This window comes from Gordonia sihwensis, assembly GCF_029632925.1.
GTDB lineage: Bacteria > Actinomycetota > Actinomycetes > Mycobacteriales > Mycobacteriaceae > Gordonia > Gordonia sihwensis.
Window position 1 is genome coordinate 1,741,817 of record NZ_CP121248.1, and the last position, 14,485, is coordinate 1,756,301.

The following is a 14,485-nucleotide window of genomic DNA, read 5'->3' on the forward strand; positions in this document are numbered from 1 at the left end:
ATTTATCCTCACTTCGCTGCGATTGAATCGGGAGCCGCCGCATCCACGGTGGTCGTGGTCGGCGGGGTATCGGTGGACCGGAGAGTCGGCAGCAGCGTCAGCAGCTGGGCTCCGGTCGGATCGGCGATCAGGTCTTCGACGCTGAGCCGATCGAGGCTGGTGTAGAACGCCTCCTGGGCGGTCGCGAGTGCGCGGCGCAGACGGCAGGCGTTGCGCAGGGGACACGGTGCGGGGCCTTCGCAGTCGACGACTTCGGCATCGCCCTCGAGATGACGGGCGAGCCAGCCGACGCCTGCTCGCCTGCCGAGCTCGGTGATGCCCAGGCCGCCGGAGCGGCCGCGGCGCGAGTGCACCACGCCGAGTTCGGCCAGTCGACTGACCACCTTGGCCACGTGCGTGTAGCTCAGCTGCAGATCGGCCGCGATCTGCTTGGAGGTGTGGCTGGCATCCGGGTCGGCGGTCAGCGCCATGACGACCCGCAGGCCGATGTCGGTGAACCGTGTCAGCTGCATGAATCGATCAGAACATAATTGGAACCCGGGACTCCAATTAATGTGTCGGACCTCTCATGACCTGCGGAAACAGGTATTTTCGGCCTTCGAGCCGGGGACGAAAGTCCCTACCGCTACTACAGCGTGTAGGAGTTAAATGGGTGACTTGATCGTCCGGTGGAGCTCTTCTTCGGCTTCCTCCGGTGCGATGAACACCAGCTCGTCGCCGCCCTCGAGAGAGTCGTCCGACTCGGGCACGATCACTCGCCGGCCGCGGATGATCGCCACCAGCGCGACGTCGTGCGGGAGCTGCAGGCGGCGCACCGCCTTCCCCGCGAGCGGGGTGTCGTTCGGCAGGGTCAGCTCGACGAGGTTGGCCTGGCCCTGGCGGAAGGTCATCACTCGCACCAGATCGCCGACGGTCACCGCCTCTTCGACCAGCGAGGCCAGCATCCGCGGTGTGGAGACGGCGACGTCGACGCCCCAGTCCTCATTGAAGAGCCACTCATTGCGCGGATCGTTGACGCGGGCGACCACCCGGTTCACGGCGAACTCCGTCGTCGCGAGCAGGCTCACCACCAGATTCGCCTTGTCATCTCCCGTGGCCGCGATCATCACGTCGTACGTCTGCAGCTGCGCCAGCTCCAGGTCCGACAGTTCGCACGCGTCGGCGTGCACCCAGTCGGCCCCGGGTACCGCGACCGGATCGATGTGCGTGCGGTTCCGTTCGAACAGCGTCACGTCGTGATCGTTCACGAGCAGTTCGCGGGCGATGGCCCGGCCGACGGCCCCGGCTCCGGCGATGGCGACTTTCACAGTTACTCCCGGGGCATCTCGGCGCCGGCGACGGCGCGCGCGTTGTCGACATTGGAGGCGAGGGTCGCGACGTAGAGCACGTCGTCGTCCTGAATCACGGTCCGCGGATCGGGCAGCACGGTGTTGCCCATCCGCGACAGGAACGCGACCCGCGCACCGGTCAGTTCCTGGAACTTGCCCGCGTCGGTGCCGACCCACGATTCGTGGAAGTCCAGAACGGCCATCACCACCGAGCCCGACGGATCGGTCCAGACCGGCGTGCTGGAGGTCTCGCCGAGGGCGGCGACGAATCGCTGGGTGGTCCACGGGACGGTCGCGACCGTCGGGATGCCGAGACGCTCGTACACCGCCGCGCGCTTCGCATCGTAGATGCGGGCGACGACGCGGTCGACGTCGAAGGTCTCCCGCGCGACCCGCGCGGCGATGATGTTGGAGTTGTCGCCCGAGGACACCGCGGCGAAGGCGTCGCAGTCCTCGATGCCTGCGTCCTTGAGGACGTCCCGGTCGAATCCGACGCCGCAGACTCTCCGGCCCCGGAAGTCCTCGCCGAGACGACGGAAGGCCGTCTCGTCTCGGTCGATGACGACGACGTCGTGGCCGAGTCCGGACATCGCCCCTGCCAGGGCGGATCCCACTCGGCCGCAACCCATGATGATTACGCGCACGGTGATCGAGGTTACTGTGCCGCGATTGAATTCGCACCCTGGTGTTGCGAGGGCGACCTCGGGCCTTAATGTTGCGGAGTGTCCACGATGTCAAAGGTGTCGGTAGCCACCAAGAGGCTGGTCCTCGGGCGTCCGTTTCGCAGTGATCGGCTCGGTCACACGCTGCTGCCGAAACGGATCGCGCTGCCGGTGTTCGCCTCTGACGCGATGTCGTCGGTGGCCTACGCCCCGCAGGAGATCTTCCTGGTCCTGTCGATCGCCGGTATCAGCGCGTACACCCTCGCTCCGTGGGTGGCGGTGGCCGTGGCGGCCGTCATGGTGGTGGTGGTCGCCAGCTACCGGCAGAATGTCCACGCCTATCCTTCGGGCGGCGGCGACTACGAGGTGGCCACCGTCAACCTGGGCTCCAACGCCGGTCTGACGGTCGCGTCCGCCCTCCTGGTGGACTATGTGCTGACCGTCGCCGTGTCGGTGACTTCGGCCGCGGAGAACATCGGTTCGGCGGTACCGCTGGTGCACGAGCACAAGGTGTGGTTCTGCGTCCTCGGCATCGCGCTGCTGGCCGCGGTGAACCTGCGCGGTATCAAGGAATCCGGTGCGGTCCTCGCGATTCCGACGTATGCGTTCATCGTCGGCGTGCTGTTGATGCTCGGGTGGGGAGCGGTGAAGATCTTCGTCCTCGGCGACACCGTCGAGGCCGAGACCTCGGGATTCGGGATCGTCGCCGAACAACCGCACCTGATGGGGCTGGCGATGGCCTTCCTCGTCGCGCGGTCGTTCTCGTCCGGCTGCGCCGCGCTGACCGGTGTGGAGGCGATCAGCAACGGTGTGCCCGCGTTCCGGAAGCCGAAGTCGAGGAACGCCGCGACCACCCTGCTGCTGCTCGGCTCCTTCTCGATCGCACTGCTGCTGGGCATCGTGATGCTCGCTCAGAAGATCGGCGCGAAGTACGTCCTCGATCCGGCGAAGGATCTGAGCGGTCTGCCCGACGGCTACCAGCAGAAGTCGATCCTCGCGCAGCTCGCCGAGGCCGTCTTCCGTGGTTTCCCGCCGGGCTTCTACTTCATCGCCGTCGTCACCGCCCTGATCCTGTTGCTCGCGGCCAACACCGCGTTCAACGGTTTCCCGGTGCTCGGCTCGGTGCTCGCGCAGGACCGGTACCTCCCGCGTCAGCTGCACACCCGCGGCGACCGCCTGGCGTTCTCGAACGGCATCGTCTTCCTGGCACTGGCCGCGATCGCCTTCGTCGTCGCCTTCGGGGCCGAGGTCACGTCGCTGATCCAGCTGTACATCGTCGGCGTCTTCGTCTCCTTCACCCTCAGTCAGACCGGCATGGTCCGGCACTGGACCCGCCACCTCAAGACCGAGAGCGATCCCGATGCGCGCTCGCGGATGCGGCGCTCGCGCGTCATCAACGCGATCGGCATGGTGATGACCGGGACGGTGCTGGTGGTGGTGCTGCTGACCAAGTTCACCGCCGGCGCGTGGATGGCGATTCTGGCGATGGTGGTGCTGTTCTGCCTGATGAAGCTGATCCATCGCCACTACTCGGGGATCGTCGACGAGCTCGAGGCCACCGACCAGTCCGACGAGGTGCTGCCGAGCCGCAGCCACGCCGTGATCCTGGTGTCCACGCTGCACCTGCCGACGCGGCGCGCGCTGCGCTACGCCCGGGCGACGCGCCCCGACACCATCGAGGCGGTGACCGTCAACGTCGACGACCGTGACACTCGCACTCTCGTCAGCGAGTGGGAGGAGAGCGACATCACGGTGCCGCTCAAGGTGCTGGCGTCGCCCTACCGCGAGATCACGCGTCCGATCATCAACTACGTGCGGCGCGTGCGACGCGAGTCGCCGCGCGACGTCATCACCGTCTTCATCCCCGAATACGTGGTCGGCCACTGGTGGGAGCAGATCCTGCACAACCAGTCCGCACTGCGCCTCAAGAGCCGCCTGCTGTTCGAGCCCGGGGTGATGGTGACCTCCGTTCCGTGGCAGCTGAACTCCTCGGAGAACCGGGCCCGGCGGGCGGAGCACAATTACCACGCACCGGGCGACGCCCGCCGGGGGTTCTCGGCCAACGAGCAACCGCGGCCCGGATCCGGTTCCCCCTCGGACGGCGGAACCCGATGAGCCGCCCCGGCGGCCCGCTCACCCTCGAGGTCACCGCGTACGCCAACGGCGGTGCCGGTATCGCGCGGTCGGACGGTCGCGTGGTCTTCGTCGACGGCGCCCTGCCCGGCGAGCGGGTACGCGCCCGCATCACCGACGACTCGCGCAGCAGCTACGCCAAGGCGGCGGTGGAGGAAGTCCTCACCCCGTCCGAGCATCGCGTGGCCCCTCGCTGTCCGGCCGCGGTGGCCGGCGCCGGCTGCTGCGATCTCGCCTTCGTCGAGCCGGCGTACGCGAGGAGGCTGGGCGCGGACGCCCTCGCCGACGTCCTTCGCCGGATCGGCCGATTCGACCTCGACGAACTGCCGCCCCCGGACGTGGAGCCGCTCGGCGGAGCGTCCACCGGCTGGCGGATCCGGACGCGGCTCGCGGTGGGCCGAGACGGGCGGGCGGGCCTGCGTGGACGCCGGTCGGCCGAGATCGTCACCGAGCCGTGCGTCGCACCCGTCGCGGGACTGCTCGAGCAGGTGGACGGCCTCGGTGCCCGGCCGGGGACCGAGATCGTGCTGATGGCGGGCACCGACGGCGTGCGGCATGCGGGTGAGCTCGCCGCGCCCCGGGAAGGCGATGTGCGCGGACGCCGTCGCGGCGACGCCGCCCGACGCCGGGCCCAGCGATCGCGCGGGGCCCGCAGTGCGCCCCGAGAGCTGCGCATGCTGGTCGGTGACGGTTCGGTGACCCACCGCGTCGGCGACCGGAGTTGGCGGATACCGGTGACCGGCTTCTGGCAGGCACATCGCAACGCTCCCGAGGTGTACTCGGCCGCCGTGGTCGATCTGCTCGCCGAGGCGGGCGTCGCGGGGACAGTTCACGCGTGGGACCTGTACGGCGGGGCGGGCGTCTTCAGCGCGGCGCTGATCGACGCTGGGCCGAGCCGCGGACTCGACGTCGCATCCGTCGACCTGGTCGACACCGATCCGAGCGCGCTCGCCGCCGCAGATGCGGTCTTCGGCGCCGATCCGGTGACCACTCATCGAGGCGGCGTCGCCGAGACCCTCGCCGGCCTGCGGTCACCGCAGGTGGTGGTCAGCGACCCGCCGCGTGCCGGGGCCGGACTCTCGGTGGTGGACGGCGTCGCCGCCGCGGGTCCGGAGGCGGTGGTGCACGTGGGATGCGACGCGGCCTCCTTCGCGCGCGACCTGGGCCGGTACGCGGTCCACGGATACCGGGTGCGCGGCTGGCGGGCCTTCGACGCCTTCCCGCTGACCCATCACATCGAGGCGGTCGCCGTTCTCACGCGGTGAGGGGCTCGGTGACCCTGCGGCGTCCTGTGATCCCGGGCTCAGACCCCGAGTCCGTAGACTGGGTCTGATGCGACGCCGCTCGGGCGGTCGCGGCTGCGAAGGAGGACTACGGATGGGCGTGCTGGATCGGGTGGACTCACCGGCAGACGTACGTGCGTGCTCGCCAGAGGAACTGGCGGAGCTGGCCGACGACATCCGGCAGTTCCTGATTCAGAAGGTCGCGGCCACCGGGGGACACCTGGGCCCCAACCTCGGCGTGGTGGAACTGACCCTCGCGATCCACCGGGTCTTCGACTCGCCGACCGACCCGATCCTGTTCGACACCGGGCACCAGTGCTACGTCCACAAGATCGTCACCGGGCGCAAGGATCGATTCGACACCCTGCGGGAGCAGGGCGGGCTCACCGGGTACCAGGACCGCACCGAGAGCCCGCACGACTGGATCGAGTCCTCGCACGCCTCGGCGGCGCTGTCGAACGCCGACGGTCTCAGCAAGGCCTTCGCCCTGCGCGGCGAGGACCGCACCGTGGTCGCGGTGGTCGGTGACGGCGCGCTCACGGGCGGCATGTGCTGGGAGGCGCTGAACAACATCGCCGACAGCGACCGCTCGGTGGTGATCGTCGTCAACGACAACGGGCGGTCGTACGCGCCCACGATCGGCGGATTGGCACGCAATCTCTCGGCGCTGCGGCTGCAGCCCGGTTACGAGCGCTTCCTGGAGACGGGCCGGCGCACCCTCAAGAGCGTCCCGATGGTCGGCGACGCCGCGTACGCGGTGCTGCACGGGATGAAGAGCGGGGTCAAGGACCTGGTCTCGCCGCAGGCGATGTTCGCCGACCTCGGGATCAAGTACGTCGGCCCGGTCGACGGGCACGACCTGGCCGAGATGGAGGCCGCGCTGCGGCGGGCCAAGGCCTTCGGCGGTCCGGTGATCGTTCACGCCGTGACCCGGAAGGGAAACGGCTACGCCCCGGCCGAGAACGACGAGGCCGAGCAGATGCACTCCACCGGAAAGATCGACCCGCTCACCGGCCGGGCGCTCGCCGAATCGCCGGTCGACTGGACCTCGGTGTTCTCGGAGACGCTCGTGCGCGAGGCCGCCCGCCGACCCGAGGTGGTGGCGATCACCGCCGCGATGCCCGGTCCCACCGGGCTCGCCGCGTTCGGTGAGCGGTACCCGGAGCGGATGTTCGACGTCGGGATCGCCGAACAGCACGGCATGACGTCGGCGGCCGGGTTGGCGCTCGGCGGCATGCATCCGGTCCTCGCCATCTACTCGACCTTTCTGAACCGTGCCTTCGATCAACTGCTGATGGACGTCGCGCTGCTCAATCTGCCGGTCACGGTGGTGCTCGACAGGTCCGGCATCACCGGTCCGGACGGACCGAGCCACCACGGGATGTGGGACCTGTCGCTGCTGGCGATCGTTCCGGGGATGCGCGTGGCAGCTCCGCGCGACGCCGTCCGGCTGCGCGAGGAACTCGCCGAGGCCCTCGATATCGGCGACGGTCCCTCGGCGGTGCGCTTCGGCAAGGGCCGCGTGCCCGACGACATTCCGGCGGTACGGCGGCTCGGCGACGGCGTCGACGTTCTCGTGGAGGCCGCCGAGCCGGGCGGGGTCCTCATCGTCGCCGTCGGCGGAATGGCGGAGATCGGCATCGGGGCGGCGGAACTCCTGGCCGCCCGCGGTATTCCCGCCACCGTGGTCGACCCGCGCTGGGCGCTGCCCGTCCCCGCATCGATCGCCGACCTGGCCCGCACGCACACCTCGGTGGTGACCATCGAGGACGGCGGCGTGCGCGGCGGTGTCGGAAGTGCGGTGGAGTCGGCGCTGGAGCAGGCGGGCGTCGACGTTCCCGTCCATCGTCGGGGAGTGCCTCAGGAGTTCATCGCACACGCTTCGCGCGAGGCGATCCTCGCCGACTGCGGGCTCACTCCCGCAGGGATCGCCGACTCGGTGATCGCCGACTCGATCGCGACCGGATCCGGGTACGTGTCCCTGGTGGGACCGGAGGAGCCGGTGGAACTGAACGCGCCCGTCACCACCGCGAGCGGGTAGACGCAGAGCCGGCTCAGGGCCGGATCGCGTCCAGGGCCGCGTCGATCGGTGCGGCCACCAGGGCCCGCTGCCACGGTCGGGCACCGCGCTCGGCGAGCCACTCGTCGGCGCCGGCGCTCGGGCCCAGACCCTCCCAGCAGAGGTTGCGCAGCAGGTCGGGGGAGATCAGGTTCTCCTGCGGAACGCCGACCTCCTCGGCGATCGCCCGGACCACCGGACGCACGGCGCCGGCGCGGGCCGCGGCCTCCGGATTGCGCTGCTCCCACCGGTTGTAGGGAGGCGGTCCCACCTGCGGAGTCTTCTTGGCAGGCAGGTCCGACTCGGGCAGTTGCTGGGCCTTCCGGATGGCGCGCATCCAGCGGTCGGCCTGACGCCGCTGGCGCGGTCCGCCGAACACCGGGAGGCTGGTCAGGGCCGCGGTATCGGTCGGATTCGCCGTGGCCGCGGTGACGATGGCCGAGTCGGGAAGCACCCGGCCCGGCGCGATGTCGCGGCGCTGCGCGATCTCCTCCCGCGCCGTCCAGAGTTCGCGCACCACCGCGAGTTGACGCTGAGTGCGCAGGTTGTGGATGTTCGACGTCCGCCGCCAGCGGTCGGTGCGCGGCGGCGCGGGCGGGCGCCGGAGGACGTGGGCGAACTCCTGAGCCGCCCACTCGCCGCGGCCGCGTTCGTCCAGCGCGCCGGCGACGGCGTTGCGCAGTTCGATGAGGACCTCGACGTCCAGGGCGGCGTAATTGAGCCAGTCCGCCGGCAGCGGTCGGCGCGACCAGTCGGCCGCGCCGTGACCTTTCGCGAGACCGAGGTGCAGGAATTCGGCGACCATCGCCGCAAGATTGACCTTCGGGAAGTCGAGGAGCCGACCCGCCAGCTCCGTGTCGAACAACGACTCGGTCCGGAAGCCGAGCTCGCGCAGGCAGGGCAGGTCCTGGTCGGCGGCGTGCAGGATCCACTCGGGCCCGTCGAGGGCGTCGATGATCGGCTCCAGTGCGTCCGGGTGCGCGATCGGATCGATCAGAAAGCTGCCCGATCCGGCGCGTCTGAGCTGGATCAGATAAGCGCGCTGCGAATAGCGGTAGCCGCTGGCGCGCTCGGTGTCGACCGCGATGGGGCCCGAGCCGTCGCGCAGCCGGCGTGCGGCTTCGGCGAACTCGTCCGCGGTGGCGAGCACCGGCGGGACTCCCTCGCGCGGCGAAGTGAGTGGCATGACGTCGGGCGCGACGGCTGGCTCGGGCTGGGCCCGCGGTTCCACCCGCGGCTGTTCGCCGGTCGAACCGGTTGAGGCTTCGGTCACGAGGACTGGACCGGGCCGAGCGCGGTCACCCCGGCCGGCGGCAGCCCCGCAGCCGAGGCGAGGACCTCGCAGAACGCCTCGAGATGCGCGGCGAGCCGGGGACTGGTGGCCGTCCACGACGCGCGGAGTTCGAGCTGGTGCGCCTGCGGGGGGCCGGCGATGTCGCCGTATCGCACAGATGTGGTGGCGGTGACCGTGCCGCCGAGGGCCCGAACCATCGGTACGTCGGACCCGAGCGGGGGATCGGATTCGGTGGCGCCGTCGGGGACGCCGAGCGCCTCCGACAGCCACGTCCACGCCACCTGCGGCAGCAGCGGATCGGCTGCGAGGGCGGCCTCCACCTCGGCCTGAATGAAGGCGACGAGCCGGAAGGTTCCGTTCCACGCCTCCTGGCCTGCGGGGTCGTACAGCAAGACGAGTCTGCCGAAGGCGCTGCCGGAGGAATCGTCGGCGACCAGCGCGGGATCGCCGGACTCGGGCGGGCTGACCTCGACGCCGAGGGCGTAGCTGTACGGCGCCAGGCGCTGCGGCGGGCGGATCGAGCCGATCTCGATCTCGCGGCGCACGGCGGCGTCGTGGAGCGAAGCCACCGCATCACGGAATTCGGCGGGCTCGCTCGGGGCTCCAGAAGTGGTCACGGCGTCAGGTTAGGCCCCCGCTCCTGCCAGTTGGCGGAGGCGCGCCGCAAGCTGAAACGACGATAAGTGAGCGGCCTCACGCGCCGGCGCCGGTACGGGTGCGGCATATCACCCGGACGGAGCACAGGGAGGCCGCGGGCGGTGCGCGGATGGTGGCGGGCGCGGGCAATGATGGCAGAGTTGTCCGTATGACTTCGATTCGAGGCCGACGTTCGCCGGGCCGGATGCCGTTGATCGCTGCCGCCACGGGCGGCACCCCTTCTCGCCGACCCGTGTGGTTCATGCGCCAGGCGGGCCGTTCACTGCCGGAGTATCGCGAGATCCGTGCCGGGCGCGGGATGCTCGAATCCTGCTTCGATCCGGAACTGGTGGCCGAGATCACCATGCAGCCGGTGCGCAGGCACGACACCGACGCGGCGATCCTGTTCTCCGACATCGTGGTCCCGCTGCGCGCTGCGGGGATCGACCTGGACATCGTGGCCGGGACGGGCCCGGTCATCGCCTCGCCGATCCGGACCGCGCGTGATGTGGCGTCGATCCCACGCCTGGACCCCGCTTCGGTCGGCGCCGTGACCGCGGCCATCGGCATGATCCTCGGTGAACTGGCCGACGAGAAGTCCCTGATCGGCTTCGCGGGTGCACCGTTCACCCTCGCCTCGTATCTGATCGAGGGCGGACCCAGCCGCACCTACGAGCACACCAAGGCGATGATGTTGGCTGAGCCGGAGCTGTGGCATTCGCTGATGGGGCGGCTCACCGACATCACCATCGCGTTCCTGCGCGCCCAGCTCGACGCCGGCGTCGACGCCGTTCAGCTGTTCGACTCCTGGGCGGGAACGCTGTCGAAGGCAGCGTACGAGGAGTTCGTAGCGCCGCACTCGTCTCGAGTGATGGCGGAGGTCGCCGAGTACGGGGTGCCGCGCATCCACTTCGGTGTCGGCACCGGAGAGATCCTCGGCTCGATGACCGACGTGGGCGCCGACGTCATCGGCGTCGACTGGCGCATCCCGCTCGACGAGGCCGCGGCCCGCGTCGGGCACCGCGTCGCGGTCCAGGGCAACCTCGATCCGACGGTTCTGCTGGCCGGCGACGACGCGGTCCTCGAGCGCGAGATCGATCGAGTGGTGGCGGCCGGACGGCGAGCCGTCGACGCGGGCGCCCCGGGACACATCTTCAATCTCGGGCACGGCGTCTTGCCGAACACCGACGCCGGCGTGGTGACGCGCGCGGTCGAGCTCATTCACTCGCTGTGACCGGCGGGCGGTCGGGGGACCGGAACCGGGTCGCGGTGATCGGGGCCGGTGTATCCGGTCTGACCGCCGCCCACCGCCTGCGGCGCGAGCTCGGAGCACAGGCGCGGATCGACGTCTACGACGCGGCTGACCGGCCGGGCGGCCTGCTGTGCACCCGCACCGTCGGCGGTACCGCGGTGGACGTCGGCGCCGAGGCGTTCATCGTGCGCCGTCCCGAAGCACTGGCGCTGGTGACCGAACTCGGTCTGGCCGACCGCGTGGTGGCCCCGGGACCGATGCGGCCGGCGATCTGGTCCGGGGGAGCGCTGCACGACCTCCCGGCCCCGGCTCTGATGGGCATCCCGGCGGGTCCGGCACCGTTCGCGGATCTCGCGGCCGCCGACGACCTGGAGAGGATGGCGGCCGAGGAGCGGACCCCGCTGGAGTGGACTCCCGGAGCCGATCCGTCGGTGGGGGAGCTGGTGGGTGAGCGGTACGGACGGTCGGTGGTGGCGCGCGGGGTGGACCCGATGCTCGGCGGCGTGTACTCGGCGCTCGCCGATCAGCTCGGACTGCGCGAAGCCGTGCCCGCACTGGCTCGCGCCCTCGACGCGGGCGCTGCGTCGCTGAGCGCCGCCGTTCGGACCGTGCTCGACGCCGGCGCTGGGGGAACGGGCCCGGTGTTCGGCGCGCTCGCCGGCGGATATCGGGAACTGGTGTCCGCGCTCGTCGAGGCCGCGGGCGCCGACCTGAGACTCGGTACCGAGGTGGTCGGGCTGCGGCCGATCGCCGACGGCGCCGCGGTGCTGGTCGCCGGTTCGGGTGAGCCCCGGGCGGTGGAGTACGACGCGGTGATCGTCGCCGTTCCGATCTGGACGGCCGCCCGCCTCCTGTCGGAGGCGGCTCCGGCCGCGGCCGCGGTGTTCGGCGAGGTCGCACCCGCGGGCTCGGCCGTCGTGGCTCTCGCGGTGCCCGCCGCGACCCCGCTGCCCGAGCATTCCGGCGTGCTGGTCGCGACCGACGCCGGCCTCCGGCTAAAGGCGATCACGCTGAGCAGCCAGAAGTGGCCGCATCTGCGACACGGTGACGTGCGGACGCTGCGGACCTCGTTCGGACGGCTCGGCGACCCGGTGACGGCGAGCGACACCGAACTCGTCGACGCCGCGGTCGCCGACCTCGGCACGGTCTTCGCCGCTGCCGGACTGCCCGCGCCCCAGGTCGCCGACGCGGCGGTGCAGCGCTGGCCGCACGGACTGCCGCACTACGCACCGGGGCATCTCGCCCGAGTGCGCGAGGCGGTGGCCGGACTGCCCTCCCGGATCGGGGTCGCCGGGTCCGGTTACGCCGGAGTCGGAGTGCCCGCCTGCATCGGCACCGCGGATGCGGCCGTGGGAGAAATCACCGCCGACCTGCGGACCTGACGTTCCGCCCGAGTCGGGCCGGTGGCACGATGGAGGCATGAGTCGCCTGGATTACGCCGAACTGAATGCAACCATCCGATACCTGATGTTCTCGGTCTTCAAAGTCCGGGCGGGCGAGCTGCCGGCGGACCGTGACGAGGTCGCCGCCGATCTCGAGCGTTTCCTCGCCGAGGTCGCCGACAAGGGCGTGGTGGTGCGCGGCATCTACGACATCGCCGGTATGCGCGGCGACGCCGACTTCATGTTCTGGTGGCACGCGGAGACCATCGAGCAGTTGCAGGACGCCTACTCGACCTTCCGCCGGAGCACCGTCCTGGGCCGGGCGTCCGACCCGTTCTGGAGCGGCTCGGCGCTGCACCGTCCGGCGGAGTTCAACAAGAGCCACATCCCGGCGTTCCTCGCGGGCGAGGAGCCCGGTGCGTACATCTGCGTGTACCCCTTCGTGCGGTCGTACGACTGGTACCTGCTGCCCGACGCCGACCGGCGCAAGATGCTCGCCGATCACGGCAAGGAGGCGCGCGACTACAAGGACGTGCGGGCCAACACGGTCCCGGCGTTCGCGCTCGGCGACTACGAGTGGATCCTGGCCTTCGAGGCGCCGGAACTGCATCGGATCGTCGACCTGATGCGCGACCTGCGCGCCACCGAGGCGCGCCGCCACGTGCGCGTGGAGATCCCGTTCTTCACCGGACCGCGCGTGGACGCCGCCAAGCTGGCCCGCTCGCTGCCCTGATCGGGCCCGCGCGCCGGGCAGGGTTCACTCGGCCTCGAAGGTGAGGCTGATGGAGTTGATGCAATAGCGCAGATCGGTCGGGGTGTCGTAGCCCTCGCCGGCGAAGACGTGACCGAGGTGGCTGTGGCAGTTGGCGCACAGCACCTCGGTCCGCGTCATTCCCAGCGAGTCGTCGACGCGCTCGATGATCCGGTCGCCGGCGAGCGGGGAGAAGAACGACGGCCATCCGCAGTGCGACTCGAACTTCGTCGTACTCCGGAACAGTTCGGCGCCGCAGGCGCGGCAACGGTAGACGCCGACATCGGTCTTGTCGGTGTACTCACCGACGAAGGGCCGTTCGGTGCCGGCTTCGCGCAGCACGTGGAACTCCTGCGGAGTGAGGCGTTCACGCCACTGCTCGTCGGTGAGCTGGGACAGGTCGGCAGGCTGGTCGGTCATGCCGTCCAGGGTAGCGCTCAGGCGGCGGGGACGGGCCCGTCGTGGACCGAGCCGCCGTCGCTCGAGCCCCCGTCGACGGAGCCGCCGGTCGCATCCGCTTCACGCAGGTCGAGGTAGCGGAACAGCAGCACGCAGAACACCGAGATCATCAGCAGCGACCAGCCGAGCGGAACCTTGTTGTATTCGAGGTACCGGCCGAACGGTTCCCATTTCTTCGAGTCGAAGACGTCGAAGGTCATGCAGCCGTACACGCCCAGCCAGGCCGGCCAGTTCCGCATGGTCGAGCCGGTCTGGAAGACGGTCATCAGCAGCGGGAACAGCAGCATCGAGTAGTAGCCCTGGCCCAGCGATCCCACGAGGAACGTGGTGCCGAGCAGAACGCCCGACGAGGTCGCGAGCCAGAGCAACTCGTCGCTCCGGCGGTAGTAGCGGTAGAGGAACCACAGCGAGAAGACGGCCATCACCACGAACGCGATCCGCAGCAGCCACGCCAGCCAGGAGTCGACGCCGAAGTAGGCGGCGTTGCCGGTGATGGAGCTGTTGTAGTAGTCGCGCGACTCGCCGAGGTACGGGACGGTGCGGTGGACGAAGTCCATCGGGTCCTTCGACAACGGCCACGCCAGCACGTTCAGCACCAGCGGCACACCGATCGCGGTGACCAGGATCTTCCACTGGCGGTTCAGCAGCACCAGCAGGAGCAGCGGCGCGAGTACCGGCTTGACGGCGAGCGTGAGACCGATCGCGACGCCGGCCCACAGGTCGTGTCTGCGCATCATCAGCATCATGAACGCCAGCATCCCGAGCAGGACGAAACCGTTGAAGTTGGTGAAGATCAGCGTGTGCGCCACGGTCTCGGTGCTGAAGAAGAAGAGCAGGAGCGCCGGGAACACCCAGGAGTCGTAGGAGTAGCCGAACATCCTGGTCAACAGGTAGGCGCAGAGAATGAGCACCACCACGCTCGCCGCGATGAACAGCCAACGGGAGTATTCCGGGTTCAGAACCGCGAGCGGCGCCATCAGCATGGTGCCCGACGGCGGGTACAGGTAGTGCGGATCGACCGTGCTGTAGTTCTCGTTGTAGACCGGCAGCCGGTTGAGGAAGTTGAACGCGGCGTTGTAGACGGGCGTGAAGTCGTCGGTCCGGTGTCCGTTGACTCCGAGGATCAGCGACCGCTGAATGATCATCATCACCGAGATCGGCCACAGAATCAGCGAGATGATCCGCTGCGACTCCACGCGCGGATACAGGTAGCGCTCTACAACGTTCACCCGCGCACCGTACTACA

General features: G+C 69.9%; 13 protein-coding genes. 6 read left to right on the plus strand and 7 right to left on the minus strand.

The annotated features are described in order from the left end of the window. Window positions 1-8: 8 nt before the first annotated feature. The 3 genes from P5P27_RS08435 to P5P27_RS08445 form a co-directional block, all read right to left on the minus strand. The gene (locus tag P5P27_RS08435) at window positions 9-512 is read right to left on the minus strand and encodes an RrF2 family transcriptional regulator (RefSeq protein WP_006896345.1); all 504 of its coding nucleotides are present in this window, start codon (window positions 510-512) and stop codon (window positions 9-11) included. 132 nt (window positions 513-644) lie between these two features. Beyond that, a complete protein-coding gene (locus P5P27_RS08440; protein WP_045540236.1) occupies window positions 645-1,307 on the minus strand; it encodes a potassium channel family protein in 663 nt (220 codons plus the stop codon). Window positions 1,308-1,309: 2 nt separating this feature from the next. Continuing rightward, a complete protein-coding gene (locus P5P27_RS08445; RefSeq protein ID WP_039867369.1) occupies window positions 1,310-1,972 on the minus strand; it encodes a potassium channel family protein in 663 nt (220 codons plus the stop codon). 78 nt (window positions 1,973-2,050) lie between these two features. On the opposite strand from P5P27_RS08445, the gene P5P27_RS08450 reads away from it, so the two are divergent. The 3 genes from P5P27_RS08450 (at window position 2,051) to dxs (ending at window position 7,447) form a co-directional block, all read left to right on the plus strand. Continuing rightward, entirely contained in the window at window positions 2,051-4,105 is a 2,055-nt protein-coding gene (locus P5P27_RS08450) for an APC family permease (RefSeq protein ID WP_045540238.1), read from the plus strand. Beyond that, window positions 4,102-5,388: a class I SAM-dependent RNA methyltransferase gene (locus P5P27_RS08455; protein ID WP_278127250.1), complete on the plus strand. Its 1,287-nt coding sequence runs from the start codon at window positions 4,102-4,104 to the stop codon at window positions 5,386-5,388. The genes P5P27_RS08450 and P5P27_RS08455 overlap by 4 nt, the downstream gene beginning before the upstream one ends. Window positions 5,389-5,500: 112 nt before the next feature. Further along, entirely contained in the window at window positions 5,501-7,447 is a 1,947-nt protein-coding gene (gene dxs, locus P5P27_RS08460) for a 1-deoxy-D-xylulose-5-phosphate synthase (protein ID WP_062366874.1), read from the plus strand. 13 nt (window positions 7,448-7,460) lie between these two features. Here dxs and P5P27_RS08465 read toward each other — a convergent pair whose 3' ends face one another. After that, window positions 7,461-8,738, minus strand: coding sequence for a ribonuclease D (locus tag P5P27_RS08465; RefSeq protein WP_411815851.1), 1,278 nt, complete (start codon window positions 8,736-8,738; stop codon window positions 7,461-7,463). Then, entirely contained in the window at window positions 8,735-9,376 is a 642-nt protein-coding gene (locus P5P27_RS08470) for a DUF3000 domain-containing protein (protein ID WP_081598103.1), read from the minus strand. Before P5P27_RS08470 ends, P5P27_RS08465 begins: the two co-directional genes overlap by 4 nt. A 224-nt stretch (window positions 9,377-9,600) precedes the next feature. On the opposite strand from P5P27_RS08470, the gene hemE reads away from it, so the two are divergent. The 3 genes from hemE to hemQ are packed head-to-tail and all read left to right on the plus strand — an operon-like array spanning window position 9,601 to window position 12,762. After that, window positions 9,601-10,629, plus strand: a complete 1,029-nt coding sequence (gene hemE / locus P5P27_RS08475) for a uroporphyrinogen decarboxylase (protein WP_039867371.1) — start codon at window positions 9,601-9,603, stop codon at window positions 10,627-10,629. Next, window positions 10,626-12,029 carry a protoporphyrinogen oxidase gene (hemG, locus tag P5P27_RS08480; RefSeq protein WP_278127251.1) on the plus strand — a complete coding sequence of 468 codons (1,404 nt, stop codon included), beginning with the start codon at window positions 10,626-10,628 and terminating at the stop codon, window positions 12,027-12,029. The genes hemE and hemG overlap by 4 nt, the downstream gene beginning before the upstream one ends. 37 nt (window positions 12,030-12,066) lie before the next feature. Further along, complete coding sequence (gene hemQ, locus P5P27_RS08485) at window positions 12,067-12,762, plus strand: hydrogen peroxide-dependent heme synthase (protein ID WP_006896355.1); 696 nt, start codon at window positions 12,067-12,069, stop codon at window positions 12,760-12,762. Between the two features lie 24 nt (window positions 12,763-12,786). Here hemQ and msrB read toward each other — a convergent pair whose 3' ends face one another. Both msrB and P5P27_RS08495 read right to left on the minus strand, forming a co-directional pair. Then, window positions 12,787-13,200, minus strand: a complete 414-nt coding sequence (gene msrB, locus P5P27_RS08490) for a peptide-methionine (R)-S-oxide reductase MsrB (RefSeq protein WP_006896356.1) — start codon at window positions 13,198-13,200, stop codon at window positions 12,787-12,789. A gap of 17 nt (window positions 13,201-13,217) precedes the next feature. Then, window positions 13,218-14,468, minus strand: coding sequence for a glycosyltransferase family 87 protein (locus P5P27_RS08495; RefSeq protein WP_278127252.1), 1,251 nt, complete (start codon window positions 14,466-14,468; stop codon window positions 13,218-13,220). Window positions 14,469-14,485: the final 17 nt, after the last annotated feature.